This is a genomic window from Microbacterium sp. NPDC079176, from assembly GCF_040686675.1.
Classification (GTDB): domain Bacteria; phylum Actinomycetota; class Actinomycetes; order Actinomycetales; family Microbacteriaceae; genus Microbacterium.
On record NZ_JBFBLM010000004.1, the window covers coordinates 470,890 to 496,379 of the forward strand.

The following is a 25,490-nucleotide window of genomic DNA, read 5'->3' on the forward strand; positions in this document are numbered from 1 at the left end:
CGGTGTCCCTGGCAGATCGATGGGGATGCGTCCGAACGCGCGGCACAGGCGCAACCCAGGGTCAGGGGCTGGGCCGCTGGTAGGATCGCGGAGGTCTCGTGCGTCCGTCGATCCGAAAGCAAACTGTATCCGTGACACCTCTTCAAGCTCTCGATCAGCCTGCACTCTTCCGCTTCGAGGACCCGCAGACGGGCGCCGATCTGTCGGAGCGCGAACGCCGCCTTCTCGTCGGCGCGTTGAACTTCCACGCGCTCATGGCACCTCAGCGAAAGCTGCGGATCCATCTCTACGACGGCTCGGTGGAGACGACGCCTCGACTGACCGACGACAGCACGTTCGACGGACTCTCGAGGAACAACCGACACCGCATCGGGAGCTTCGACATCGTCAGCTCCGTCTCCGTCGAAGAGCGTGAGCCCGAGCGTGCGGAAGCGGCCTCGGCCCGTCTCGTGGCGTCGCCCGCCAGGCATCTGCACGTGTCATCCGACGATGTGCTCGACTCGGACCCTTACCGCCCGCAGCGTCCCGGCCTGGTCGGCCGGATCGCACGGAGCGTCAAGTCGCGCGCGCCGCTGCTCTACGACGACGCCCGGGACCTCTCGCTGCTCAGATTCCGCCGCAAGCTCACGACGGCCATCGAGCCTCGCGATTACGAGGCGGAGTTCCGTCCGGGGGGCGCACACGAGGACGACGTGATCGTGCCGGCCGGCCCGGTTCTCGACGGGGCGCCGAAGGCCGTGATCATCGGACTCCACTGGTTCGAGCTCGGTGGCGCCGAACTCTGGGCGTTCGAGACGGTGCGTCTGGTGCGCGAGGCCGGCTTCCTTCCCATCGTGCTGACCAATCGGGACTCTCACCAGCCATGGGTCACGCGGCCCGAGCTCGACGGAGCGCTGCTCATCCCGTTCTCCGAGCCCACCGTCACCTCGCAGACCGCCGGCGTCGAACCGCTGCTCCGCTCGCTGCTGCGCACCTTCGACGTGCGCGGTGTCGTCATCCACCACAACCAGTGGCTGTACGACCGGGTCGCCTGGATCGCCGCCTCGCGTCCCGGCATCCCCATCATCGACAGCACTCACATCGTCGAGTACACCGGCGGCGGGTATCCGCTGAGCAGTGCGATCGCGTCCCGATCGATCACGACGCATCACGTCATCTCGCCGAGCCTCGCCCGCTGGATGACCGATGTGCAGCGCATCCCTGCTGACCGTGTGGTCATGGCACCGCTCGGCGGACTCACCGTGAAGCCGAAGGATGCCGTGTTCCGTCCGCGGACCGCGGGTGAGCAGTTCACCGTCGCGTTCATCGGCCGGATGGCCCGGCAGAAGGCGCCCGAGGTGTACATCACCATGGCGAGGCGGTTGAAGCGCCAGGGATACTCGCTGCGTTTCATCCTTCACGGCGGCGGCGAGCTGTCGAGCTGGGTCGATGACATCATCCGTGCCGAGGGGCTGGGGGAGGACATCGTCCGACGCAGCTCGGACACCCCTGTCTCCGAGACGCTCGATGAAGCGCATGTGCTCGTCGTCGCGTCGCACAATGAGGGACTCACGCTCACGACGCTCGAGGCGATCGCACACGGTGTGCCCGTGATCTCGACGGATGTCGGGGCACAGAGCGACATCATCCCCGAATCCGCTCTGGTTCCGCGTCACGCACGTGTCGCCGCCCGTCGACTCGCCGAGGCGGTGGCCCCGCTCGTCGACGACGAGGAGTCGAGGGAAGCGCTGTGGCGGAAGGAGCGCAAGGCGGAGAAGAAGTTGCTGTCCCAGCAGTCCGCGAGTTCATGGTTCAAGGAAGAGGTGGGCTCATGGTGAGTGTCGCTGGAGTGGTCGTCACGTTCAATCGGCTCGAGAAGCTGAAGACGGTGATCGCATCGATCGAGGCGCAGACGCACGCCGTCGAGACGCTGTTCGTCATCGACAACGCCTCGACCGACGGCACGGCGGAGTACCTGGCATCCCTCGAGACGTCCGTCCCCCTCGAAGTCGTGACCATGTCGACCAACTCCGGGGGAGCGGGTGGCTTCTCCGAGGGGATGCTGCGCGGATACGCCTCCGGCGCGGACCACGTGTGGATCATGGACGATGACTGCTATCCGAAGCCGGAAGCGCTCGAGAGCCTCATCGCCGGATTCGACGGGGCCGTCCAGGAACTCGGCGGCGACGTCCCCTTCGCATGCTCCGTCGTCGAGTTCACCGACGGCAGCATCTGCGAGATGAACAACCCCGTGACGACGTGGGACTGGGGTCGTCTGCTCGTCAAGGGCCAGAACAATGTCATGGTCACAGCGTGCTCGTTCGTCTCCGTGCTCATTCCACGCTGGGCGATCGCGGAGTACGGGCTTCCCTACTCCGAGTACTTCATCTGGTTCGACGACCGCGAGTACACCCTTCGCCTCACCGCTCGTTGCCCCGGCGTGCAGGTGCTCGACAGCGTCGTGGTCCACGACATGGGCGACAACCGCGGAGTGAACTTCGCGATGGTCGACCGCAAGAGCCTCTGGAAGTTCTCGTACGGCGTGCGCAACGAGGCCTCCTGGCAGCTGCACCATCGCGGATTCCTGTACTTCATCGAGTTCGGCGCACGGCTCTTCGTGAGCCTGCACCGCGGTCGCGTCCCGCTGGATCTGCGCGCGAAGCTGCTCGGCAAGTGGCTGAAGGGCATCACCTTCAATCCGAAGGTCCGCTACCCGGAGGCTGAGGCGGCGTGAGCTGGGTCTCGATCCTGCCCGCACTGATCGTCACCGGAGCTCTTCTCTTCATCCCGGGACTCCTGCTCGGCTTCCTCCTCCGCCTGCGCGGAATGAGACTCCTCGCGCTGGCACCGGCGCTGAGCGTCTCCCTCGTCGCGGTCGCCGCCATCGCAGCGCCTTTCGTGGGAATCCGATGGAGCATCCTGCCCGTCCTCGTACTCACCGCGGTGGCGTCGCTCGCCGCCTTCTTCTGGTCGAAGCACGTCGGAGTCCCGACGAGACCACGCACGCACGTGAGCGCGAGGCAGCTGGTCGCGATCATCGTCTCCATCGCAGTGCCCGCTGCGCTGATCGCGTTCGTGCTCGTGCGGAGCATGCACGACCCAGAGTTCTTCTCACAGCGTTACGACAACTTCTTCCATCTGAACGCTGTGCAGTACGTCCTGGACACCGGGAACGCATCGCCGCTGTGGCTGGGAAGCATGACGTCGCCGGCCGGCGTCCCCTTCTACCCGTCCGGATGGCACGCGCTCGTCTCCATCGTCGTCGCCCTGAGCGGGGCATCCGTGCCCCTCGCCACCAATGCGATGATCATCGTCGTCGCGGCGGTCGTCTGGCCGATCGGCGCGGTGTTCCTCGTGCGCGAGCTTCTGGGACGAAACCAGATCATGACGGTGATCGCGGGCGCTCTGGCTGCCGCCTTCCCGGCGTTCCCCTTCCTGCTCCTGCACTACGGGGTGCTCTATCCGCTGTTCCTCGGCCTGGCCGTGGCTCCGGCCGCGATCGTCGTCGCCTGGTGGCTTCTCAGGCCCGGGCAAGTGTCACGTCGCCAGGACTGGGCCCTGCTGTTGGTGCTCGTCGTGCCGGGCCTGGGTGTCGCGCACCCCGGGGCTCTCATGGCGGTCGTCGCTCTCACGGTGCCCTTCGTCCTTGCCAGGCTTCTGCATCAGATGAGGGCTCCCGGACGCCCGCGGGTGATCGCGATCGGCCTGCTCGTCGCCTACGCCGCCGTCGGCGTGGTCCTCCTGCAGGTCGTGCGTCCCCCCGGAAGCCAGATCTACTGGCCCATCATCAACACCGTGCCCGACTCCATCGGAGAGGTCGTCGCGGCGAGCGTGTACGGCTACCCGAGTTCGCTCGGGATCACCGCGCTGATGATCATCGGCGCGTACAGCGTGATCCGCCGAGGCACCTATGCGCGGTGGTCGGTCCTGGCGATGGCGGTCATCTCCGCCGTGCTCTACATCATCGTGTCGGCGTCACCGTATGAGACGCTCCGGTTCTGGTTCACGGCCCCGTGGTACAACAACCCGCCTCGTATCGCCGCGTTCTGGGCGATCGGAGTCCTCCCGCTCGCTGCGCTCGGTGGCATCGTGCTGGTCACGTGGCTTCTTCGTCAGCGCCTGCTCGCGCCGGTGCGGCGCTTCTCCGAGCGTCTGCCGATCGTCCTGATCGCCGTCGTCGTGATCGCACTCGTCGGAGTCACCCAGAACGCCGCGATCCGGCAGGCGGCAGCAGATATCGAGTTCACCTACGAGCTGCGACCGGGTGGGCCGATCCTGTCTCCGGACGAGCTCGATCTCATGGAGGATCTCGACGAGCTCGTTCCCGAGGATGCCGTCATCGCGGGGGACCCGTGGACCGGAGCGTCCTTCGCCTATGGCGTGAGCGGGCGACGCGTCCTCATGCCGCATCTCCTGATGGATCTCACCGACGACGCCGAGGCGATCAACACGAAGCTGAACACAGACGGCGACTCTCCGCAGGTGTGCGACGCCCTCGAGGACACCGGTGTCGCGTACGTCCTCGACTTCAGCGCCGACGGCGACTTCCAGGAGAACGACGGCGACTACTCGGGACTCGAGGACCTCGAGAGCTCGCCTTACGTCGAGCTCGTCGAGCAGCGCGGAGATGCGAAGCTCTACAAGATCGTCTCGTGCGGACTCGGGTCATGACGTACGAGATCTTCGTGCCTTTCTGGGGAGACCCCGAACAGCTCTACGAGACCGTCGAGTCGGTGCGCGCCCAGACGGACCCGGACTGGCGGCTGACCGTCATCGACGACTGTTATCCCGATGACTCGGTCGCGGCGCACTTCGACGAGGAGTCGGACGAGCGGATCATCTACACCCGGAACGAGCACAACGTCGGGATCACCGAGAACTTCCGGGAGTCGGTGCGCCGCGCGTCCGGGGACTTCGTCACGATCCTCGGCTGCGACGACCTCCTGCACCCGAACTACGTGGCGGTCGTCCGCGCCGCGGCGCGTGCCGTGCCCCACGCGGATGTGATCCAGCCGGGAGTCCAGGTCATCGATGAGCGCGGCGCGGTCGTGCTGCCCCTCGTCGATCGGATCAAGCAGCGCCTGCTCACCCCGAAGGGCCAGGGGATCACCGTGTTCAACGGCCCTGACATGGCCACGACGCTGATCCGGGGCAACTGGCTGTATTGGCCCTCGCTCTCGCTGCGGGTCGAGACGCTGCGCAGGATCGACTTCACGGATGACCTCGCCGTCATCCAGGATCTCGCTCTCCTGATGGACATCGCGTTCGACGGGGGCACGCTGGCGTATACGCCGCCGCTCGCGTTCTCCTATCGGCGTCATCTGGCGAGCGCGTCTCAGAAGACGCTGCTCGACGGCAGCCGTTTCCTCGACGAGCGTCGGTACTACCGCATCGCGCGTCGATCGGCCGCTGCGCGGGGATGGAGCCGCACAGCGCGGACCGCGCGAGTACGTCTCATGTCCCGTCTGCACGGGATCGCCGCGTTGCCCCTCGTCCTGAGGCATGGCACGGCGCGGGGTGTGCGGTCGGCCCTGGCGCACGTCGCGGATCCCCGCTGAGGGTCGGCACGGGAAGCGGCTCAGCCGCTGTCTACGGGGCTGAGCGGCCTCGGCTGAGTCGCCGTGCCGCGGCGACGCGACGTGATGCCTCGCGCCAGGCACGGAGAAGCATCCACCGCGACTGCAGAGCCTTGCGGAGACCCCGTGGCCTCGGTGCCGACGCATTGGCATCGTGCAGCCGACGTCGCAGAACCGGGCTCTGCACATGCGCGAGCACACGGGCCGTGTTGCCGACCGTCGCGATCCACAGGTCGTGGGACTCGACCAGGAACCCCGGGAAAGGCAGGATCAGCTCCGAGGCCTCACGTCGGATCGCCATCGCGCAGCCGTAGTAGGGGGCATCGCCGGCCAGCAGACGCAGCTCGTTCGCCAGGGATCCGCCCGAGGGCAGCGGAGCGAGGCGCCAGGGTCGTCCGGTGAGCGGCGAGCTCAGTGGCGAGTCGTCAGGGAGCAGCACCAGGTCGCCGGCGGCGATCGAGCGGTCGCGGAGTGCCTCGACCAACAGGTCGCGACGCCCGGGGACCCACTCATCGTCCTGGTCGGAGAGGAAGATGACGTCACGGTCCGCCAGCGACAGCGCACGCTCGAACGTCTTGACGTAACCGAGGTTCTTCGGGTTTCTGTACACGGTCACGCGCGCATCGCGGTATGTCTCGAGAAGGGCGACGGTGCCGTCGGTACTCGCGTCGTCGACGATGACGACCTGATCGTCCGGCAGCAGTCCCGCGAGGATCGAGTCGAGTTGCTCGCGCAGATACCCTGTGCCGTTGTACGTCGCCATGCATACGCACACGGTCTCAGTCATGTGCGACTCCTCGCTCAGACGGTGCCACGAGAGCGAAAGCCGCCCGCCTCTCCCGCAGCAGATGATGTGTTCCGGCCGACCCGACGACGGCGAGGATCACGAGCTCCGAGGCGGCGAGGCCGGCGATGATCCCGCTGAGACCCCACTGGGACGCCCAGATCATGAGCGGCACTCCGACGACAGCGGCGCCGAGGGTGCCGTAGAGCACGTAGCGGTTGAGGCCGGCCGGCACCAGGACGTTGCGGATGAAGGGGGTCGTCAGGCTCGTCAGCGCGAAGGTGGCGCCGAAGCCCAGGAACACGGTGATCTCGGGCGTCGCCGCCCGGCCGAACAGGAGCGTGGACAGCACAGGGCCGAGCAGAGCCAGCGCCGTACCGCCGAAGAGAGCGAGGGCTGTGTGGAGGCCGAATGCCACGAGATGGCGGCGCGCCCGGCCATGCGCATAAGACACTTCGAGCACCCACTTCTGCAGAGTGTTCGACAGCACGGTGACGGCGAAGAGGGCGATGCGGAAGAACTTGTCGGCGGAGGTCGCCTGACCGCTGGCCGTCGCGCCGAGGAGGCCCTGGGCGAGCGGGATGGGCGCAGAGGTGTAGGTTCCGCCGATCGTCTCGGCCGCGGCGACCGAGACGTTCGCGCGGTATGCGCGCAGGATGCGCCGCCCGGCGAACGGAGGCACGGGTCGTCGGTAGAGGCGGAGATTCAGAAGCAGCGGGCCGGTGAGAAAGCCGATCAGAGTGAGGACCGGATACCACAGCAGCTGCTCGGTGAGCAGGAGGAGCGGGATCGCGAGAGCGACGCTGAGGCTCACCGGCACGGTCTCGAACAGCAGGACGACCCGCGCATCCCCGACGCCGACTGCGTACCAGACGACGGTCATGGCCGCGGCAGTGGTCGCCAGCGTGACGAGGGCGGCGACAAGGCGGAACTCGGGGGGAACCAGGGCCGAGCTGAGGGCGGCACCGACGAGTCCCGCCGCGACGACGAGCAGTCCGCGGCACCAGAACGAATCACCGAAGAGCTGACGTCGGGCGTCGTCGTCGGCACTGAGCGCGATGCGCGCTCCGCCCGAGATGTTCCAGCCGAATCCCGCGACTATCGCGCAGACGGTTCCCACGGCCTGAGCCGTGCCCACGGAGCCCCACGCCGCCAGACCGAAGACGTTCGGGATGATCGGCAGCAGGAACAGCGGCGCGATGAATGAGATCAGAGGAACGGCGCTGAAGCCCGCGAAGCGTGACAGCAGAACCTTCATCGATGGGACTCCTCGGACCATTGCGGCCCGACACCATTCCGGATGGCGCGGACGTGAACGCGTGCGACCCTAGACTACTTGAGTCGGCGTGAACGAGAGGTCAGGGTCCCATGGTTGGTGTCATCGTGCTCGCCGCCTACCGACCTTCCCGGGAACTCTTCACCCGCCAGCTCGCCTCGATTCGCGATCAGACGGTCACCGACTGGGAGTGCATCATCTCCGTCGACGGAGAACTGGAGACCGTCGAGAAGGTCGTCGCCGAGGTCGCGGCCGGGGACGAGCGCTTCCGCATCGTCGCGGACGGCAGACGCCTGGGTTTCTACCTGAACTTCGAGAGGGGTCTCGCAGCGGTGCCCGCCGAGACCGAGTGGGTGGCGCTGAGCGACCAGGACGACTTCTGGTATCCCGACAAGCTCGAGAAGCTGCTCCCGTACCTCTCGGATTCGGCGATCGTCTCCGGGCAGGCGCGTCTGGTGTCCCATCCCGGTGACGAGGTGCTCGGATTCACCGACCGCCGGCAGCTCGACCCGGCATCGACGATGATCGTGAATCAGTTCACCGGTTCGTTGTGCCTCTTCCGCCGAGACCTGCTGACGACGGCGCTGCCGTTTCCCCGCCTCTCCTCACACACGGTCGCGCACGATCACTGGCTCGCTGTCGTCGGGATGGCGCAGGGAGGCGGTCGCATCGTGGATGAGGTCGTGCAGGACTACGTGCAGCACTCCGCGAACGTGTTCGGCGACCCGAGCAGGCTGAGGCTCGGCCTGATCGCGACCCTGCGGAGAGCCTGGGGCAACGCCGTCACGTTCGCCGTGCGGTACGAGGGGGCGGCGTCACCGTCCGCGATGACGCGGATGCTGTTCTGGATCTATGTGGGGTGGCGCCAGCTCATGGCGCAGACGCTCCTGGAGCGTGATCCCCGCGCGGCACGCGCGATCGAGTTGGATCGGCTCTTCGGCTCGGGTCGGCGACTGCCGGTGACCCTGGGGATGTTGCGGAGGGTTCGCCGCGCGCGGGCCGTCCCGACGCCTTTCGTCATCGCCTATGTCGCGAGCTGGGCAGCGGGGTGGCTGATCCGGGGCCGGCGGCGCACCCCGACGGTGGCACGCTGAGCGGTCCGTTCGCAGATCTCGCGCCGGTCACACAGGGCGCGCGCGCCAGGTGACTCGAGCGGCGTCAGCGGCGAGTTCCGGGCTCATCCTGCCCAGGCGCTCAGCGCGTCCGTCACGGAACCCCGCGATGAGCAGCTTGCGCATGGTGGATCGGGGCCTGGACAGCATCCACGCGATGAGGAAGTACGCGTAGTCGGCTCGCGCGTCGCGACGCAGGCGCGCCCGGTGACGCGGATGCCGCCGTCCCACGACGATCCGATTCCTCGCCCTGTAGTAGTACCGGAACGGCGTGCTCAGCGTGAGGGTGGGAAGCACCGCTCCGAGCGGGCCGGGTACCCGGTAGCGTGCACCCAGGCGGTGGGGCAGGCGGAGGCCGGGGGCGACGATGCACGGAAGGTCGGCATCCAGGCAGCGGATCTCGAAGTCCGTATCCACGAGGTCGATGAAGAGGGCTTCGTCCATCAGCCCGACCCGTTCGAGCACCTCTGACGGAAGATACATGCCCGACTGGATCGCGTGGGCGGCGTGGACCACTCCCTGCGGCGTCGATGACCCGGCCTGGGAGACGTCCGCGAAGAACTCCGGAACCACGGGGCCCGCGGGAACGCCGTGCGCGCGCGCATGCTCGTGCGCGGCGCCCAGAGCGGCGACGAAGCCGGGGGCGATGGTCGAGTCCTGGTCGAATGTCACGACCGCGCTCGCGCCGTGTTCGATGGCGCAGCGGATGCCGTGATTCAGTGCCGCACCGATGCCGCGGTTGCTCTCCAACGTGATCACCTGCGCACCGGTCGATGCGATGTCCGCGCGGATCACGTCGAACTCTGCACCGCTGCCGTCATCGATCACGATGATGCCGGTGACTTGCGGAGCGAGATCTCCCAGAAGCGGAGGCACCTGTGCCGGGCGATGCACGGTGACGACGCCCCAGACATCGGCGCTCGGGGCTCCGGACGTCATGCCGGGGGAGCGCTGTCGGCGTCGCGGCCGCGGTGCTGAGCCTCCAGAGCGGCGATGCGGCGATCCAACCTGTCGATCTCGGCGCGCGACAGCGCCGCTTCCTCCGCGACGCGGCGGATCTCGTCCTCTGCCTGGGAGAGCTCCCAGGAGAGGTGCAGCGCGACTCCCAGGAGCAGGGTGATCGCGAGAGCGAACAGCAGGTTCGCCGGCACTTGCACACCGAGCAGCGATGTCGCCCAGAGCAGGAGCTGGGGGAAGATCCCGAGCAGCAGGACGCTCAGCGCGATGACGATCCACATCACCGCGTACTTCTCGCGAAGACGTCGCGTCAGCAGCATCCAGAAGACCAGTGCGAGGATGACGAGAGCGAGAGCGATCCCGACGATGACGATCATCGTGCGACCTCCGGTTCGCCCACGGATGCGGACCGACTCGTCGAACCGGGTCGTCGCAGCATCGCCAGGCCGAGGGTGAACACCGAACGCAGCAGGTAGATCGATGCTCCGATTGGGCCCTGACTCGGGGTGCCGTGCACGCGCGGCCGCATGGCCACCGGCACCTGCGTCACCGTCAATCCGGCGTGGCACGCTGCGACGAGCGAGTCGATGGTGTCGCCGAGGTACTCGGCGGGGTAATAGCGGACGTACTGTTCGATGGCTCTGCTGTTGGCAGCGCGGAAGCCGCTCGTCACGTCTGTCAGACGGGTCTTCGCGACCCGGGACACGGTCTTGGCCAGGAACACCATCGCCCAGTGGCGCGGGCCGCGAACCGAATAGTCGCCGACGTCCGCGAAACGTGCGCCGATCGAGATGTCCGCGGTGTCGAGACCGTCGAGGACTCGCGCGATGTCGACGGGGTTGTGCTGGCCGTCGGCGTCGACCTGGATGGCCCGGGTGTAGCCGTGGCGCTTCGCGTACGTGAAGCCGGTGCGCATCGCTCCGCCGACGCCGAGGTTGAAGGGGAGGGAGATGACCGTGGCGCCGGCCTCTCGCGCGACCGCGCTCGTGTCATCGGTCGATCCGTCGTCGACGACGAGCAGATCGAAGTCGGCGCTCGCTGCCCGGATCTCGTGCACGGTGCGTCCGACGTTGCGGGCCTCGTTCCATGCGGGGACGATCACGAGGACACGGTCCGACGACAAGCTCATAGTTCACCGATCCTATCCGATCGGCCGAACGCGACGATCACGTGATCGGAGCGCCCATGGCGTAGTCGGCCTTGAAGGCGGGGGCGAGCTGGAGCACTGCGGGTGCACGCCCTCCACCGAGTCTCAGCAGGACCGAGGGCGAGGTCACGTGCCTCAGCTTGCCGTTCTCGTAGAAGTAGACCTCAGGCGCGCCGGTGAACTGCACGAAGTCTGCTCCGCTGGTGAGATAAGGGGACCCGACCTTGAATCGCGAGAGATGCTCACCCAGGAGCACGTACTCCCGCGGCGGCGTTCCTCCATTCAGCTGGAGCAGGGTCTTGATGCTGCGAACGTGACGCAGCGTTCCGTTCTCGTATCGGTATATCTCGTCGCGTCCGGTGAAGCGCACGAAGGAGTTCGAGGGGAGGAACGCAGGGCCGGTGCCGAACCATCTGACGGTTGCCTGCGACCACGGCAGCACCTGCAACGGTCTCGACCCGTTGAGGGTGAGCAGATCGGCGGGGGACTGTACATGCCGCAACGTGCCTCCCGACGCGACGTAGACCTGAGCTGCGCCTTGCGGCTGGATGAACAGCGGGACGGAGACCGTCGTCTTCGCGTGGGGCATCGCGCCACATTCTCCGCTGCCGAGCTTCGTCGGCTTGATATCGCCGAACTGCGTGCCCGACACCGGATAGACCTTGCCGCCCGCGGCGATCAGTGTGCTGTTGCCGCACGAGACGACCGGGGTGAGCGTCGACCCGACCTTCGAGTTGGCTGCGACCGAACTCCTCGGCACCACGGTGAGGCTCGTGGCCCCGAACTCACCGGCGAGCGCGGTGCTGGGCACATGCAGCAGGCGGTCGCCGAGCAGCGTGAGATAGATATCGTTCGAATCTGCGGCGCGAACCAGGCTGTTCGCTTTGATCACGAGGAGGCCGATACTGATCGCCGCGGCCGCCGACGGATTCATCGAGGCGACATACCCCGGCGTTCCTCTGGACACCTCGAGCCATGTCTGCTGGTTGGCGACATGCCTGCGCAGACCTGACTGATACAGGTAGACCTCCGGCTCCGCCCCTGAGCGGAAGAACGACCCGACGGGTGCACCCTCGGAGAATCGGTCCGCCGTGGCGCCGGTGAGGTTGACGTACGAGCTGAACGCGTAGCCGAACAGGGCGATCTGAGCCGCGTCGACGAAGCGATGCCGGGTGCCGTCGGGCTCCAGGAGGTACAGGGTGCCCGTCCGAGGGTCATGCACGTATCGCGTGACCGGCTTGCCCTCTGGCATCGGGTCGAGATACGCCGCGGCCACCGACACGGCCCCGCCGAGCCTCGACCGCAGAGCGGCGTAGTCCTCGCCCGCGACGACATGGTGGCGCGTGCCGGACTGCACGAGATAGATCTCCGCGCGACCCGGGACCTGCGCGAGGGTGGCCGACGTGGCGCTCTGGGTCTGCGTGCTGCCGAACCAATCGGTGAAGAGCTGGTAGAAGTTGCGGTTGCCGTAGCTGGAGCACCCGTCCCCGCTGCCGTAGCCGGCATTGAGTGCCGCCCGGTTCGGCTGATACGGCGTGTAGTAGTAGAGCGCGGCGGTCGCCTTGTTCTCGACGCGGACCGGTGCCGAGCCGCAGGCCCTGTTGGGGTGGTACAGGATGTTCCAGGTCTTTCCCGGCGCGTAGTACGTGAACCAGCGCCCCTCGGCGTAGATCTGCATCTGCCTGGCCGCACCGTAGATCTGGTAGAAGAAGCCTGCGTATGCGGGGTCACACGCCGCCGTGTCCGGGCAGCCCTGACCGAGCGCCATGTCGAAGCGCCAGCTGCTCGGCCACGTGTGCGTGACGAGGCTCTGCTCCTTCTCGAGCATCACGATGAGCACCCGCGGGTTGATGCCGCAGGACTGCGCGACCCGCGCGATGATCGTGGCCGCCGATTCGTTGGCCGCCCCGCTGTAGCCCCGGCAATAGCTGTCGGCCGGACGGTTCGGCGTGTTCTGGCGGTAGTCCTTGAGGCAGACGTATCCAGCGCGGCACGACGCCACCTTCCCGCGGAAGAACGAGTCGATCTGACCGGCGGACATGGTGTCGCCCTGGAAGAAGACGGCATCGGAGATGATGTTCCCCGGCTTGAACTGCGCGAGGTTCGCGGTCTCACGGATCGACGCATCCGCCGAGCCCGTCGCCGCAGCTGACGATGTCAGCGCGGTCGCGGCTGTCGAGAGACCGCCGGAGGATGAGGGCGACACGGCACTGGCCGGCATCGCCACGAGCAGGGATGCGGCGAGGACGACAGCCGCTGCACTGGCGAGGAGGCCGAGCAGGTGGGGGGATTTTGAGCCGGTCACCTGCTCATTGTGACGGAAATGCACAGACGATGCCAGTGTGAACGATGTGACGCAAGTAAATCGTGTCTTTCTGAGTCCCAGCTGGGATGTGGCACGATATGGGGGTGAAAGGCATAATTCTCGCTGGCGGCTCAGGCACTCGACTGCACCCGATTACGCTCGGCATCTCCAAGCAGCTGATACCCGTGTACGACAAGCCGATGGTCTACTACCCGCTGTCGACGCTGATGCTGGCGGGGATCCGGGACATCCTGATCATCACCACGCCTCACGACGCCGAGCAGTTCGAGCGTCTTCTCGGTGACGGCTCGCAGTTCGGGGTCAATCTCACGTTCGCGCAGCAGCCGTCGCCGGACGGCCTCGCACAGGCCTTCGTGATCGGAGCCGACTTCATCGGCGACGACAAGGTCGCCCTCGTGCTCGGTGACAACCTGCTCTACGGTCCGGGGCTCGGCACCCAGCTCAAGCGCTACACGGACGTCGAGGGCGGTGCCGTGTTCGCCTACTGGGTCGCAGAGCCCAACGCCTACGGTGTCGTCGAGTTCGACGCCGACGGTCGCGCCGTCTCTCTCGAGGAGAAGCCGGAGCACCCCAAGAGCAACTACGCCGTGCCCGGACTCTATTTCTACGACAACGACGTGGTCGAGATCGCCCGCACCCTCGAGCCGAGCGCTCGCGGCGAGTACGAGATCACCGACATCAACCGCGCATATCTCGAGCGCGGCGGGCTCCAGGTCGAGGTGCTTCCTCGCGGAACCGCGTGGCTCGACACCGGAACGTTCGATCAGATGTCGGATGCCGGTGACTACGTGCGCACCATGGAGCGCCGCACCGGGCTGCGCATCGGCGTGCCGGAAGAGGTCGCATGGCGCCAGGGCTTCCTCACCGACGACGAACTGCGTGAACGGGCCACGAAGCTCGTGAAGTCCGGCTACGGCACATACCTGCTCGAGACCCTGGAAAGAGGTCGTTGATGTCGAACATCCTCGTCACCGGAGGCGCCGGTTTCATCGGCTCGAACTTCGTCCACTACGCGGTGGAGAACACCGATCACACAGTCACGGTGCTCGACGCGCTCACCTATGCCGGAAACCGGGCGTCGCTCGAGGGGCTCCCCGAGGACCGGGTGCGATTCGTGCACGGTGACATCACCGATGCCGAGCTCGTCGACGGGCTCACCGCAGAAGCGGACGCCGTGGTGCACTACGCGGCGGAGTCGCACAACGACAACTCGCTGCACAGTCCTCGTCCCTTCCTGGACACGAACATCATCGGCACGTACACGCTGCTGGAAGCGGCGCGTCGGCACGAGACGCGGTTCCACCACATCTCGACCGACGAGGTGTACGGCGACCTCGAACTCGACGACCCCGAGCGGTTCACCGAGCACACGCCGTACAACCCGTCGTCGCCGTACTCGTCGACGAAGGCCGGCAGCGACCTGCTCGTGCGCGCGTGGGTCCGCTCGTTCGGCGTCCAGGCGACAATCTCGAACTGCTCCAACAACTACGGCCCCTATCAGCACGTCGAGAAGTTCATCCCTCGGCAGATCACCAATGTCATCCGCGGTATCCGGCCGAAGCTGTACGGTGCCGGGGAGAACGTCCGGGACTGGATCCACGCGAACGATCACTCGTCCGCCGTGCTCACGATCCTGGAGAAGGGTCGGATCGGCGAGACCTATCTGATCGGCGCCGACGGGGAGCGGAACAACAAGGACGTCGTCGAGCTCATCCTCGAGGAGATGGGCCAGCCGCGAGACGCGTACGACCACGTCACGGACCGCGCAGGTCACGATCTGCGGTACGCGATCGACTCCACCAAGCTCCGCACCGAGCTGGGCTGGAAGCCGGAGTTCGCCGACTTCGAGTCCGGACTCGCCGCGACCATCGCCTGGTACCGCGACAACGAATCGTGGTGGGCGCCGTCCAAGGACCAGACCGAGGCGTTCTACGCGTCGAAGGGACAGTGACCCGGTGAGCGAGATCGACTTCGGAAAGCCTCTGAGTCGCACCGAGACGACGATTCCCGGGCTCGAGATCTTCGATCTGCCCGTGCACGGCGACTCGCGCGGATGGTTCAAGGAGAACTGGCAGCGCGAGAAGATGACCGCACTGGGCCTCGCCGATTTCGGTCCGGTGCAGAACAACGTCTCCTTCAACGACGCCGTCGGCACGACTCGCGGGATCCACGCCGAGCCGTGGGACAAGTGGGTGTCGATCGCGACCGGTCGGATCTTCGGGGCCTGGGTCGACCTGCGCGAAGGCCCGACATTCGGAGCGGTCTTCACGGCGGAGTTGGATCCTTCGAAGGCGATCTTCGTGCCTCGCGGCGTCGGCAACTCCTACCAGACCCTCGAGCCTGACACCGCGTACACCTACCTCGTGAACGATCACTGGTCGCCGGACGCCTCGTACTCGTTCCTGAATCTCGCTGACGAGACCGTCGCGATCGAGTGGCCCATCCCGCTCGCCGACGCCGAGGTGTCTGCGAAGGACCTCGCACACCCGCGTCTCGCGGACGTCGAGCCGGTCGCCCCGAAGAAGACCCTCGTCATCGGCTCGGGCGGGCAGCTGGGAACCGCGCTGCGAGCCGAGTTCGAAGGCGTCGGCAGCGTCGAATGGACGACGCGCGCGGATTTCGATCTCGGATCGACGACTCTGACCGACGCGCGACGGTGGCGCGACTACGACACGATCATCAACGCCGCCGCGTACACGGCCGTGGATCGTGCGGAGACGCCCGAGGGCAGGCGGGATGCGTGGGCGGTCAACGCCGCCGGACCGGCAGCTCTCGCTCGCATCGCTGCGGAGCACGGCATCACCCTCGTGCATGTGTCGAGTGACTACGTCTTCGACGGAACCGCCGAGCGACCGTACACGGAGGACGACGTCGTGTGTCCACTCGGCGTCTACGGCCAGTCGAAGGCGGCGGGCGATCTCGCCGTCTCCACAGCCCCTCGTCACTACATCGTCCGCACCTCGTGGGTGATCGGGAGTGGTGGGAACTTCGTGCGCACCATGGCGTCGCTGGCCGCGAAGGGAGTCGACCCGAAGGTCGTCGACGACCAGCGGGGGAGACTCACGTTCGCTGAAGAGATCGCGCGCCTCATCCGCACCCTCGTCGAGACCCGCCCGCCGTTCGGCGTCTACAACCTGACGTCCGAGGGCGAGAGCGTCACCTGGGCCGACATCGCCCGCCGTGTGTTCGAACTCGTCGGCGAGGATCCGGCGCGGGTCACGGGTGTGTCGACTGACGCGTACTTCGCCGCGGCGACGTCGCCCGTCGCTCCGCGCCCCACGAACAGCGTCCTCGACCTGACCCGGGTGCATAGCATCGGCTTCACCCCTCGCGTGGGAGACGAACTCCTCAGGGAGTATCTCGGGTCGTGAGCGTGTCGTTGCGGAGCGCAGACGCTCCGACCGCGGCGCCGAAGGCACAGGTGTTCCGAACCGACATCCAAGCACTTCGCGCCGTGGCCATCGGCCTGGTGGTGCTCAATCACCTCTGGCCGATGCGCCTGCCCGGCGGCTACGTCGGAGTCGATGTGTTCTTCGTGATCTCCGGCTTCCTCATCACGGGGCACCTGGTGGGCGAGATGACACGGACCGGGGGAGTGCGCCTCGGTGCGTTCTACGCCCGACGGATCCGGCGCCTGCTTCCGGCCGCGCTGCTCGTCCTCGCGGTGTCGCTCGTGCTTCTCGTGCTGTTCCTTCCCTACCCTCGCTGGGAGCGGGGCGCCTGGGAGGTCGCAGCGAGCGCGGGGTACGTCGAGAACTGGTTCCTGGCATCGATGTCGGTCAACTACTCGGCGCTCAATGATGCGGCGAGCGTGGTCCAGCACTATTGGTCTCTGTCGGTCGAAGAGCAGTTCTACATCGTCTGGCCCGTGCTGCTGGTGGCCGCGCTGGCCGTGTCGCGGCGCACCGGACGACCGGACACGCGACGCGGAGTGAGAGCGCGGACGGCCACGGCGCTGATCGCGGTCGTCGCGCTGGTGGGGGTCGCCTCCTTCGTCGCCAGCGTCGTCTACACGACCATGGCTCCGCCTCAGGCGTACTTCGCGACGTTCACGCGCGGGTGGGAGTTCGCGATCGGCGGGGCGGTCGCGCTGCTCGGCAGTCGAATCCCGCTCGGACGCGCTGCGGCCGACATCGTCAGCCTGCTCGGATTCGGCCTCATCGTCGTCGCCGCCTTCGCCTATGATCATGCGACTTCTTTCCCCGGGTACGCCGCACTGGTGCCGGTTCTCGGCACCGCAGCGGTGATCCTCGCCGGAAACTCGCACGCCGCTCTCTGGCATGCGAAGGTGACCGCACTGAGACCTGTGCAGTGGATCGGCGGAGTCTCGTACTCGCTCTATCTCTGGCACTGGCCGCTCATCGTCGTCCCCCCGTTCGTCATCGGTGGCGAAGCGAACACTCTCTCGAAGGTCGCGGTTCTGGCCATCTCGCTGGTGTTGGCCGTGCTCACGAAGAGGTTCGTCGAAGACGCCGGACAGACCTGGGGATATTGGCGCGGCTCCTCGCGCCGCGCGTTCGGGCTCATGGTCACGGGGATGCTCGTCATCGCGGCGCTCGTGGCGGCGGTCCTTGCCGCATATGCGGCGAGGGTCGAGGCGGACAGCCCACCGGACGACCTCGCCGCGTCGACGTGCGAAGGGCCTTCGGCGCTCGCACCGGGGGCCGAGTGCGACGACCCTTTCGGGGCTGCGGACTATTCGGTGATGACCAAGAAGAACGAGTACTTCTACACGCCTGCGGAGTGCGGCGAGTTCCTGCCGATTCTCACGTATGGGGACCTCAAGACCACCCACGAGTGCGATTTCTCGCGAGGCGAAGAGGATCCGACGAGGGTATGGCTCATCGGGGACTCCCACGCGCAGCAGTGGCAGGGAGCTGTGTTCGACATCGCAGAGGAGCACGGCTGGATCGTCGACACGAGTTTCTACGGCGGGTGTCCCGCCGCCGACGTCGAGTTCATCGGGTTCCGCAGCGCGTGGGGTGCCGCCGACGTCGAGAGGTGCCGCGAGTGGTCGAGCGACCTCGCCGACACCGTCGCCGAAGAGGATCCGGACCTCGTCATCACCGCGATGGCGTCGCGGCTCCAGCTGGTGGACGACGGCAGCGACCGGCCGCAGGTCGATCAGATGTCGGACGGACTGCTCGATTACTGGACGCGGTGGAGCGAGGAGGGGATCAAGGTGCTCGCGCTGGCGGATCCTCCGTTCAACGCTGAGGTCAGAAGCCCCGACTGCGTGCTGCACAATGCCGAGGACCCGAAGTCCTGCGCGCGCCCTCGAGCCGAGGCGCACCCGGTCGACCCGGTGGTCGTGGCGGGCGCTCAGGCAGAGTCACCGTCGATCAGCGTGCTGGATCTGACCGACCGATTCTGCGACGCGACATCGTGCTACGCCGTGGTCGGCGGCATCCCCGTCTACTACGACGCGGATCATCTCAATCTCGAATACGCCAGACTGCTGGGAACCGAGATCGACGCGGCGGCCGAGCGACTGCTCGCAACGGGCGGATAGGCTGGCAGAGGCAGACGGTCGACCCGAGACGACTGCGGCGACACCCCTCGCCGATACGCCGCCCCTCATGAAAACGACGCACCCGACACCGCTTCCTCCGACCGCGCCTGTCGCCGGGGATCCGCTCACCCGCCGCGCGGACATCGACGGTCTGCGCGCGCTCGCCATCCTGCTGGTCGTGGCGTACCACGTGTGGCTGGGGCGCGTCTCGGGCGGCGTCGACGTGTTCCTGATGGTCTCCGCCTTCTTCCTCACCGCGTCGTTCGTGCGACGAGTCGGGTCGGAGCGTCCGCTCGCGCTCGCGTCCTTCTGGTTGCGCCGCTTCCGGCGGCTGCTGCCCGCCGCGGCCGTGACGATCGTCGGCGTCCTCGGCGTCGCGTTCGCGGCGTATCCGCAGACCGAGTGGCCGCGCGTCTGGCGTGAGGCCTGGTCGAGTCTCTTCTACGTCGAGAACTGGACGCTGGCCCTGTCGGAGGTCGACTACTACGCTCGCGACTCCGCGACCCCGAGTCCGTTCCAGCACTTCTGGTCGCTGTCGGTCCAAGGACAGGTCTTCATCCTGTGGCCGCTCATCATCGCCGCGGTCTGGCTGATCCTCCGTCGTCGGCGCCACCTCGTCATCCCCGCACTCGCCGTCGTCTTCGGGACGATCTTCGTCGCCTCGCTCGCATTCTCGGTCGTCGAGACGATGCGCGCCCAGTCCTTCGCCTATTTCGACACCCGCACGCGACTGTGGGAGTTCGCGGCCGGCTCGCTCGTCGCGATCGCTCTCCCGCATGTCCGCGTCCGACCGTCGATCGCCGCACTCCTCGGTTGGGTCGGGATCGTCGGCATCGTCATGTGCGGAATCGTGCTCGACGTGCAGGGCGGATTCCCCGGGTATCTCGCTCTGTGGCCGGTGATCTGCACGGCGCTCGTCATCGTCGCCGGGCGCGACCGCCCGCGTGGCGGCCCCGCGATGATCCTCGAGTCGGCGCCGCTGCGATTCGTCTCCCATGACGCGTACGCGCTCTACCTCGTCCACTGGCCGGTCCTCGTGACCTGGATGATGGTGAGCGGCAGGTCCGAGCCGGGATGGCTGGCCGGCGCCGGTATCGTCCTGGTCTCGTTCGTGCTGGCGCGGATCGTGTCGACGCTCGTGGAGCGCCCGATCCGCGACGCCGCGTTCTTCGATGGCTCCCGTCGTCTCGGCGTCCTCGCACTCGCGGCCTCGGTCCTGCTGGTCGCCGCACCCCTCGCCGCCTGGCAGCTCACGATCCAGCATCGTGCGGCGGCGCTGATGGACAGCGACAGCGGCGGGTATCCGGGTGCCGCCCAGATCGACTCGCCGATCGATCTCGCCGTCACCGACCTCCCGCTGATGCCGCCGGCCACGGCGCTCGATGACGAGTGGGTGGACCTGAACGGCAGCTGCGCGGGAGACCTCGAACCTGTGGAGCCTGCGCTGGCAGGCAGCTGCGCCCAGACCGCGGCAGCGGAGGACTCCGACGCCTGGCGAGTGCTCGTGATGGGGGATTCGCACGCACAGCAGCTCATGTCGCCTCTCGCCGTTCTCGCCGATCAGCAGGGATGGGGCCTCGTCGCTCTGCTGAAGGGAGGGTGCGCCATCGGCATCGGAGCTCCGACCTGGTCGGCGGCGGGTACACCCTGCGACGAATGGCGCGCCGCGGCGATCGAGTATGCGATGAGGGTCCAGCCGGATGCGGTCTACCTGGTCGCGACCCGGGCGACGCCCTCGTCTCCCGAGGTTCTCGTCGAGGGGATCCGCGAGATCGCGGAGGAGCTCACGGCGAACGGCATCCAGGTGATCGCCGTGCGCGACAATCCTCGCTTCGATTTCGACATGTACGAGTGCGTGTCGGAGGATTCGGAGGTCGTTCCGGGTGCCGACGCCGCATCGTGCGACGTGCCCGAACTCGCCTTCGTCGACGGAGAGGATTTCGACGATCTCACGGCGGCTGACGGGGTGATCGCGGTGGACTTCCGACCCTGGCTGTGTCCTGAGGGCGTGTGCAGGGGCTCGATCGGCAACGTCGCCGTCTACATCGACGACAATCACCTCTCCGACTCGTATGGGCGCACGCTCGCCCCGATGCTCCAGCAGATGCTGGACGTGGGAGGGCCTCTCGGCACCGAGGCGGGCTGACAGGCAGCGCCGAGTGCGCTGCAGGTAGAGTTGTCTGCTGTGTGCCGCGCGACGCCGTGCGGATGTCAGCCTTGTGGGCAGAAAGCAGCAACATGGATCTTCTTGTCGTCGGGTCGGGCTTCTTCGGCCTCACCATCGCAGAACGCGCCGCCGATGCAGGCCGCAAGGTGACGGTCATCGACCGTCGCCACCACATCGGCGGGAACGCCTACAGCGAGGCCGAGCCCGAGACGGGCATCGAGGTCCACCGCTACGGCGCGCATCTGTTCCACACCTCCAACGCCACGGTGTGGGAGTATGTCAACCGTTTCACGAGCTTCACGAACTACGTGCACCGCGTGTACACGACGCACAAGGGCACCGTGTTCCCGATGCCGGTCAACCTCGGCACGATCAACCAGTTCTTCCAGTCGGCCTACACGCCCGACCAGGCACGGGCCCTCGTGCGCGAGCAGGCGGGGGAGTTCGACGTCAAGACGGCGTCCAACTTCGAGGAGAAGGGCATCGCGCTCGTCGGCCGCCCCCTGTTCGAGGCGTTCTTCCGCGACTACACCGCGAAGCAGTGGCAGACGGATCCGCAGAAGCTGTCCGGCGACATCATCAGCCGCCTGCCTGTGCGATACACATACGACAACCGCTACTTCAACGACACGTGGGAGGGGCTGCCGACGGACGGCTACACCGCGTGGATCGAGCGGATGGCCGATCACCCCAACATCGAGGTGAAGCTGAACGTCGACTTCTTCGATGAGGCTCAGCCCCTGAACAAGAGGGCGACGGTCGGACAGCTGCCCATCGTCTACACGGGCCCCGTGGACCGCTACTTCGACTACACGGCGGGTGCCCTCAGCTGGCGCACGCTCGACTTCGAGCAGGAGGTGCTGAACATCGGCGACTTCCAGGGCACCAGCGTGATGAACTACCCCGACATGGACGTGCCGTACACGCGCATCCACGAGTTCAAGCATTTCCACCCGGAGCGTAAGGACGTCTACGAGTCGGACAAGACGGTCATCATGCGGGAGTTCTCTCGCTTCGCGAACCGCGAGGACGAGCCGTACTACCCGGTGAACACCCCGACGGACCGTGACGGCCTGCTCGCCTATCGCGAGCTCACGAGGGGCGAGAAGGACGTGCACTTCGGCGGACGCCTCGGCACGTACCAGTACCTCGACATGCACATGGCCATCGGCTCGGCGCTGTCGCTGTGGAACAACTCGTTCTCGTAGACTCGACACCGTGAGTCACGCTGCTGTCGGGGCGCCCGGGACGCCCCGGCGCTATCTGCATTCTCTGTGGTTGTTGTCGGCCAGAGACCTCAAGGTGCGGTACTCGACGAGCCTGCTCGGCTATCTGTGGTCGGTGCTCGATCCGCTCGTCATGAGCGTGATCTACTGGTTCGTCTTCACGCAGATCTTCAACCGCGACGTCGGCGAGGACCCGTACATCGTGTTCCTCATCAGCGCTCTGCTGCCCTGGGTGTGGTTCAACACGTCGGTCACGGACTTCACGCGCGCGTTCAAGAAGGATGCGCGGCTCGTACGATCCACCGCGATCCCACGCTCGATCTGGGTCAACCGCATCGTGTTGAGCAAGGGAATCGAGTTCCTCTTCTCGCTGCCTGTGCTCGCTGCCTTCGTGATCATCAACCTGCTGGTCGAGCAGGATCCGGCGCACACGGTGCAGGTGGGCTGGGGAGTCCTCTGGGTGCCGGTCGCGATCTTCCTGCAGACCGTCCTGCTCGTAGGCCTGGGGCTTCTGGTCGCCCCGCTCTGCGTCCTCTTCGTCGACCTGGAGCGCACGACCGCGCTGATTCTGCGCGCCATGTTCTATGCGACTCCGATCATCTACAACGTCACCGACCTCCCCGGCATCTTCCAGACGCTCGGTGCATTCAATCCTCTCGCCGGGATCTTCATGCTCTATCGGATGCCGTTCTTCCCCGACCAGTGGAACCCCTTCACTCTGCTGGTCAGCGTGGGCATGACCCTCGTCATTCTGGCGCTCGGCGTATGGACCTTCCGGTCCCTCGAGCGCACCGTTCTGAAGGAGCTGGGATGACCGTCGCGATCGAGGCCAACGGGCTGGGCGTTCGGTTCCGCCGCAATCGCCGTGGGCGCCAGAACTTCAAAGACCTGTTCGCCCCTGCGGCGCGGCGGTCGCGCTCGGGTGAGTTCTGGGCACTGCGTGACGTCTCGTTCACGGTGCAGCAGGGGGAGTCGATCGGCGTCGTCGGGCGCAACGGCCAGGGCAAGTCCACGCTGCTCCGTCTCGTCGCGAACGTGCTGCTCCCCGACGAAGGGGCGGTGACCGTGCACGGTGGAGTCGCCCCGCTGATCGAGATCACGGGCGGCTTCGTGGGAGATCTGACCGTGCGGGAGAATGTCGCCTTGATGGCGGGTCTGCACGGAATGCCGCGCGACGCTGTCGCGCTGCGCTACGACGACATGATCGCCTTCGCCGAGCTGGCGGGATTCGAGGACACTCCCTACAAGCACCTGTCCAACGGCATGAAGGTGCGCCTGGCGTTCTCGGTCGTGTCCCAGCTCGACGAGCCGATCCTGCTCGTTGACGAGGTTCTCGCCGTTGGAGACAAGGCGTTCAAAGACAAGTGCTACAAGCGCATCGACGAGCTCCTCGCCGAAGGGCGCACGCTCTTCTTCGTCAGCCACAACGAGCGGGACCTCCGTCGCTTCTGCACCCGAGGTCTGTATCTCGACAAGGGCACGCTCGCCCTGGACGGGCCGATCACCGACGTCCTCGACCGGTACAACGCCGACTACAACCGCGGCTGAGCGGGATTCGCCGGCGATCTCCCGGTCATTCGCCGAGCTTCTTCTGTTCGACGTGCGCGTTGACCGCGGCCAGGTCGGGATGCGCGTCGAGCACCGCCACGATCCCGGTCGCGTCCAGCGACGCGGCACCGTGCTCTTCGATCAGCCTGCGGATGACCGTCAGGTCCTCCGGAGTGTCCAGCGTCACCCGATAGTGCGAGGCATCGACGTCCTGCGTGATCGAGTGGATGTTCGCCCGCGGTGACCCGCCCGCGTAGAGATAAGGGGTGACGTGTTCGCGCTCCGCCGGCTCGGTGGCGTTCCGGTCGGCGTCGGCGAGAGCGGCCGCGGAGAACACCTCGAAGTCGAAGCCTCGCGGGTACGTGCGCTGGAGGACGTTGGAGACATGAGCGTGAGGATCGTCCAGCTCGATGAATCGACGGACGCCGTCGAGGACCACGGCGGGATCGATCAGCGGGCAGTCCGACGTCACTCGGACGACGACATCCAACTCGGCGGAGGAAGCCGCCCCCGCGAACCGACTCAGCACATCGGTCTCGCTGCCGCGGAACACATCGATGCCGCGTGCGTGCCCGAGCGCGGCGAGAGGGTCGTCTGCGGCGTTCGTGGTGGTGGCGAGCACGATCGGCAGATCGGTGGCGGCGAGCCTGTCGAGGTGGTGGTCGAGCATGGAGCGGCCACCGGCCGGGATCAGCACCTTCCCCGGAAGACGGGTGCTGGTCATCCGCGCCTGCGTGATGATCCCGATCCGCGTCAACGCAGAGCCCTGAGGAGCGACTCGACGACCTGGTCGACCTGGTCGTCGGTGAGCTCGGGGTGGATGGGGAGCGAGAGCTCCTCGGCGTAGAAGGCCTCCGCGTTCGGGCACATTCCGCGGCGATAACCGGCGTCCGCGTACACGGGGTGCCAGTACACGGGCATGTAGTTGACCTGCACCCCGATGCCGTCCGCGCGCATCCGGTCGAAGACCGTCCGACGGCGTCCGTCGAGGATGCGCACCGGATAGAGATGCCGGATCAGCTCGACGTCGTCACGCTGGATCGGAGTACGGACCCCGTCGACGCCTGCGAGAGCCGCGTCGTAGCGCCGCGTGATCTCGGCGCGTCGCCGCCGGAACGAGTCGAGTCGGGCCAACTGGGCTATCCCGAGTGCGCAGGCGATGTCGTCCAGTCGGTAGTTGAAGCCGAACTCGTGCACCTCCTGATGCCAGGGGCCCTCGGTGGTCACGGCGAAGCGATCGGCATCCCGCACCAGCCCGATGAAGTGGAACTCGTGGGCGCGCTGGGCGATCTTCGGATCCTTGGCGACGAGCGCACCGCCCTCGCCGGTCGTGAGGTTCTTCGTCGGGAAGAACGAGAACGTCGTCAGGTCCGCGAGATCGCCGACGGGCCGACCCCGGTACGTGCTGCCGATCGAATGGGCGGCATCGTCGAGGACGAGCGCGTCCACACGCGCCGCGATCTCTGTCAGTCTGTCGTAGTCGGCGGGGTGTCCCGCATAGTCCACGGCGGCGATCACCTTGGTGCGTTCATCGACGAGGGCGTCGACCGCGTCCGGGTCGATGAGCGCTGTGTCCTCCTCGACGTCTGCGAAGACGATGTCGGCTCCGAGGACCGACGCCATCGAGGTCGTGGCGATGAAGGTCATCGGAGTCGAGATCACGGTGTCTCCGTGCGTGACCCCCGCAGCCGCGTACGCCATGTGCAGCGCCGCCGTGCCCGAGGTCGCGGTGACCGCCCGGTGCCCGCCGGCGATCTCGCCGAGTCGCGCTTCGAATGCGGCCACTGCCGGGCCGGTCGTGAGCCAGTCGCCACGGAGCACCTCGACGACGGCCTGGATGTCCTCCTCGGAGATCGACTGCCGTCCGTAGGGCAGCATCG

21 protein-coding genes are annotated in these 25,490 nt (G+C 66.9%); 13 read left to right on the plus strand and 8 right to left on the minus strand.

The window, feature by feature from the left end; all coding sequences use genetic code 11:
• Positions 1-131: 131 nt before the first annotated feature.
• Genes AB0P11_RS12630 through AB0P11_RS12645 form a run of 4 tightly spaced genes read left to right on the plus strand, consistent with a single transcriptional unit; the run spans position 132 to position 5,537 of the window.
• The gene (locus AB0P11_RS12630; protein ID WP_056278150.1) at positions 132-1,817 is read left to right on the plus strand and encodes a glycosyltransferase; all 1,686 of its coding nucleotides are present in this window, start codon (positions 132-134) and stop codon (positions 1,815-1,817) included.
• A complete protein-coding gene (locus AB0P11_RS12635; RefSeq protein WP_056278153.1) occupies positions 1,811-2,713 on the plus strand; it encodes a glycosyltransferase family 2 protein in 903 nt (300 codons plus the stop codon). Before AB0P11_RS12630 ends, AB0P11_RS12635 begins: the two co-directional genes overlap by 7 nt.
• Positions 2,710-4,650, plus strand: coding sequence for a DUF6541 family protein (locus AB0P11_RS12640; protein WP_363522269.1), 1,941 nt, complete (start codon positions 2,710-2,712; stop codon positions 4,648-4,650). The genes AB0P11_RS12635 and AB0P11_RS12640 overlap by 4 nt, the downstream gene beginning before the upstream one ends.
• Positions 4,647-5,537 carry a glycosyltransferase gene (locus tag AB0P11_RS12645; RefSeq protein ID WP_320487933.1) on the plus strand — a complete coding sequence of 297 codons (891 nt, stop codon included), beginning with the start codon at positions 4,647-4,649 and terminating at the stop codon, positions 5,535-5,537. Before AB0P11_RS12640 ends, AB0P11_RS12645 begins: the two co-directional genes overlap by 4 nt.
• 31 nt (positions 5,538-5,568) lie before the next feature.
• Here the strand turns inward: AB0P11_RS12645 and AB0P11_RS12650 are convergent, their stop codons facing one another.
• Both AB0P11_RS12650 and AB0P11_RS12655 read right to left on the minus strand, forming a co-directional pair.
• Positions 5,569-6,342 (minus strand): glycosyltransferase, encoded by a 774-nt coding sequence (locus tag AB0P11_RS12650; RefSeq protein ID WP_363522272.1) that lies wholly within the window; start codon positions 6,340-6,342, stop codon positions 5,569-5,571.
• The gene (locus tag AB0P11_RS12655) at positions 6,335-7,597 is read right to left on the minus strand and encodes a hypothetical protein (protein ID WP_056278164.1); all 1,263 of its coding nucleotides are present in this window, start codon (positions 7,595-7,597) and stop codon (positions 6,335-6,337) included. The genes AB0P11_RS12650 and AB0P11_RS12655 overlap by 8 nt, the downstream gene beginning before the upstream one ends.
• 110 nt (positions 7,598-7,707) lie before the next feature.
• On the opposite strand from AB0P11_RS12655, the gene AB0P11_RS12660 reads away from it, so the two are divergent.
• Positions 7,708-8,709, plus strand: a complete 1,002-nt coding sequence (locus tag AB0P11_RS12660) for a glycosyltransferase (protein ID WP_363522274.1) — start codon at positions 7,708-7,710, stop codon at positions 8,707-8,709.
• Between the two features lie 27 nt (positions 8,710-8,736).
• Here the strand turns inward: AB0P11_RS12660 and AB0P11_RS12665 are convergent, their stop codons facing one another.
• Genes AB0P11_RS12665 through AB0P11_RS12680 form a run of 4 tightly spaced genes read right to left on the minus strand, consistent with a single transcriptional unit; the run spans position 8,737 to position 13,136 of the window.
• Positions 8,737-9,666: a glycosyltransferase gene (locus tag AB0P11_RS12665; protein WP_363522276.1), complete on the minus strand. Its 930-nt coding sequence runs from the start codon at positions 9,664-9,666 to the stop codon at positions 8,737-8,739.
• The gene (locus AB0P11_RS12670) at positions 9,663-10,061 is read right to left on the minus strand and encodes a DUF2304 domain-containing protein (RefSeq protein WP_053095630.1); all 399 of its coding nucleotides are present in this window, start codon (positions 10,059-10,061) and stop codon (positions 9,663-9,665) included. The genes AB0P11_RS12665 and AB0P11_RS12670 overlap by 4 nt, the downstream gene beginning before the upstream one ends.
• The gene (locus AB0P11_RS12675; protein WP_285363049.1) at positions 10,058-10,813 is read right to left on the minus strand and encodes a glycosyltransferase family 2 protein; all 756 of its coding nucleotides are present in this window, start codon (positions 10,811-10,813) and stop codon (positions 10,058-10,060) included. Before AB0P11_RS12675 ends, AB0P11_RS12670 begins: the two co-directional genes overlap by 4 nt.
• Before the next feature lie 37 nt (positions 10,814-10,850).
• On the minus strand, positions 10,851-13,136 hold the full coding sequence (locus AB0P11_RS12680; RefSeq protein ID WP_363522279.1) for a hypothetical protein: 2,286 nt from the start codon (positions 13,134-13,136) through the stop codon (positions 10,851-10,853).
• A gap of 104 nt (positions 13,137-13,240) precedes the next feature.
• Between AB0P11_RS12680 and rfbA the strand changes: the two genes are divergently transcribed.
• The 8 genes from rfbA to AB0P11_RS12720 all read left to right on the plus strand — a co-directional run bounded on the left by rfbA (position 13,241) and on the right by AB0P11_RS12720 (position 23,610).
• Positions 13,241-14,110 (plus strand): glucose-1-phosphate thymidylyltransferase RfbA, encoded by an 870-nt coding sequence (rfbA, locus tag AB0P11_RS12685; RefSeq protein ID WP_363522281.1) that lies wholly within the window; start codon positions 13,241-13,243, stop codon positions 14,108-14,110.
• The gene (gene rfbB / locus AB0P11_RS12690; protein ID WP_363522283.1) at positions 14,110-15,108 is read left to right on the plus strand and encodes a dTDP-glucose 4,6-dehydratase; all 999 of its coding nucleotides are present in this window, start codon (positions 14,110-14,112) and stop codon (positions 15,106-15,108) included. The genes rfbA and rfbB overlap by 1 nt, the downstream gene beginning before the upstream one ends.
• A 4-nt stretch (positions 15,109-15,112) precedes the next feature.
• Positions 15,113-16,528, plus strand: a complete 1,416-nt coding sequence (gene rfbD / locus AB0P11_RS12695) for a dTDP-4-dehydrorhamnose reductase (protein ID WP_363522285.1) — start codon at positions 15,113-15,115, stop codon at positions 16,526-16,528.
• Positions 16,525-18,669 (plus strand): acyltransferase family protein, encoded by a 2,145-nt coding sequence (locus AB0P11_RS12700; RefSeq protein WP_363522287.1) that lies wholly within the window; start codon positions 16,525-16,527, stop codon positions 18,667-18,669. The genes rfbD and AB0P11_RS12700 overlap by 4 nt, the downstream gene beginning before the upstream one ends.
• Before the next feature lie 67 nt (positions 18,670-18,736).
• On the plus strand, positions 18,737-20,815 hold the full coding sequence (locus tag AB0P11_RS12705; protein WP_056278184.1) for an acyltransferase family protein: 2,079 nt from the start codon (positions 18,737-18,739) through the stop codon (positions 20,813-20,815).
• A 92-nt stretch (positions 20,816-20,907) separates the two neighbouring features.
• Positions 20,908-22,044 carry a UDP-galactopyranose mutase gene (gene glf / locus AB0P11_RS12710; RefSeq protein WP_363522290.1) on the plus strand — a complete coding sequence of 379 codons (1,137 nt, stop codon included), beginning with the start codon at positions 20,908-20,910 and terminating at the stop codon, positions 22,042-22,044.
• A 10-nt stretch (positions 22,045-22,054) separates the two neighbouring features.
• Positions 22,055-22,876 (plus strand): ABC transporter permease, encoded by an 822-nt coding sequence (locus AB0P11_RS12715; RefSeq protein WP_295105250.1) that lies wholly within the window; start codon positions 22,055-22,057, stop codon positions 22,874-22,876.
• Entirely contained in the window at positions 22,873-23,610 is a 738-nt protein-coding gene (locus AB0P11_RS12720; RefSeq protein WP_053095640.1) for an ABC transporter ATP-binding protein, read from the plus strand. The genes AB0P11_RS12715 and AB0P11_RS12720 overlap by 4 nt, the downstream gene beginning before the upstream one ends.
• Positions 23,611-23,635: 25 nt before the next feature.
• On the opposite strand, the gene AB0P11_RS12725 is transcribed toward AB0P11_RS12720, so the two are convergent.
• Both AB0P11_RS12725 and AB0P11_RS12730 read right to left on the minus strand, forming a co-directional pair.
• On the minus strand, positions 23,636-24,478 hold the full coding sequence (locus AB0P11_RS12725) for a glycosyltransferase family protein (protein WP_363522292.1): 843 nt from the start codon (positions 24,476-24,478) through the stop codon (positions 23,636-23,638).
• A complete protein-coding gene (locus AB0P11_RS12730; protein ID WP_363522294.1) occupies positions 24,364-25,488 on the minus strand; it encodes an aminotransferase class V-fold PLP-dependent enzyme in 1,125 nt (374 codons plus the stop codon). Before AB0P11_RS12730 ends, AB0P11_RS12725 begins: the two co-directional genes overlap by 115 nt.
• Positions 25,489-25,490 lie beyond the last annotated feature (2 nt).

Coding starts and splice junctions, on each gene's coding strand:
- AB0P11_RS12675 (WP_285363049.1), bottom strand. CDS start 10,813: ATGAGCTTGTCGTCGGACCGTGTCCTCGTGATCGTCCCCGCATGGAAC.
- AB0P11_RS12645 (WP_320487933.1), top strand. CDS start 4,647: ATGACGTACGAGATCTTCGTGCCTTTCTGGGGAGACCCCGAACAGCTC.
- AB0P11_RS12655 (WP_056278164.1), bottom strand. CDS start 7,597: ATGAAGGTTCTGCTGTCACGCTTCGCGGGCTTCAGCGCCGTTCCTCTG.
- AB0P11_RS12635 (WP_056278153.1), top strand. CDS start 1,811: ATGGTGAGTGTCGCTGGAGTGGTCGTCACGTTCAATCGGCTCGAGAAG.
- AB0P11_RS12730 (WP_363522294.1), bottom strand. CDS start 25,488: ATGCTGCCCTACGGACGGCAGTCGATCTCCGAGGAGGACATCCAGGCC.
- AB0P11_RS12670 (WP_053095630.1), bottom strand. CDS start 10,061: ATGATCGTCATCGTCGGGATCGCTCTCGCTCTCGTCATCCTCGCACTG.
- AB0P11_RS12720 (WP_053095640.1), top strand. CDS start 22,873: ATGACCGTCGCGATCGAGGCCAACGGGCTGGGCGTTCGGTTCCGCCGC.
- AB0P11_RS12665 (WP_363522276.1), bottom strand. CDS start 9,666: ATGACGTCCGGAGCCCCGAGCGCCGATGTCTGGGGCGTCGTCACCGTG.
- rfbB (WP_363522283.1), top strand. CDS start 14,110: ATGTCGAACATCCTCGTCACCGGAGGCGCCGGTTTCATCGGCTCGAAC.
- AB0P11_RS12650 (WP_363522272.1), bottom strand. CDS start 6,342: ATGACTGAGACCGTGTGCGTATGCATGGCGACGTACAACGGCACAGGG.
- AB0P11_RS12660 (WP_363522274.1), top strand. CDS start 7,708: ATGGTTGGTGTCATCGTGCTCGCCGCCTACCGACCTTCCCGGGAACTC.
- AB0P11_RS12705 (WP_056278184.1), top strand. CDS start 18,737: ATGAAAACGACGCACCCGACACCGCTTCCTCCGACCGCGCCTGTCGCC.
- glf (WP_363522290.1), top strand. CDS start 20,908: ATGGATCTTCTTGTCGTCGGGTCGGGCTTCTTCGGCCTCACCATCGCA.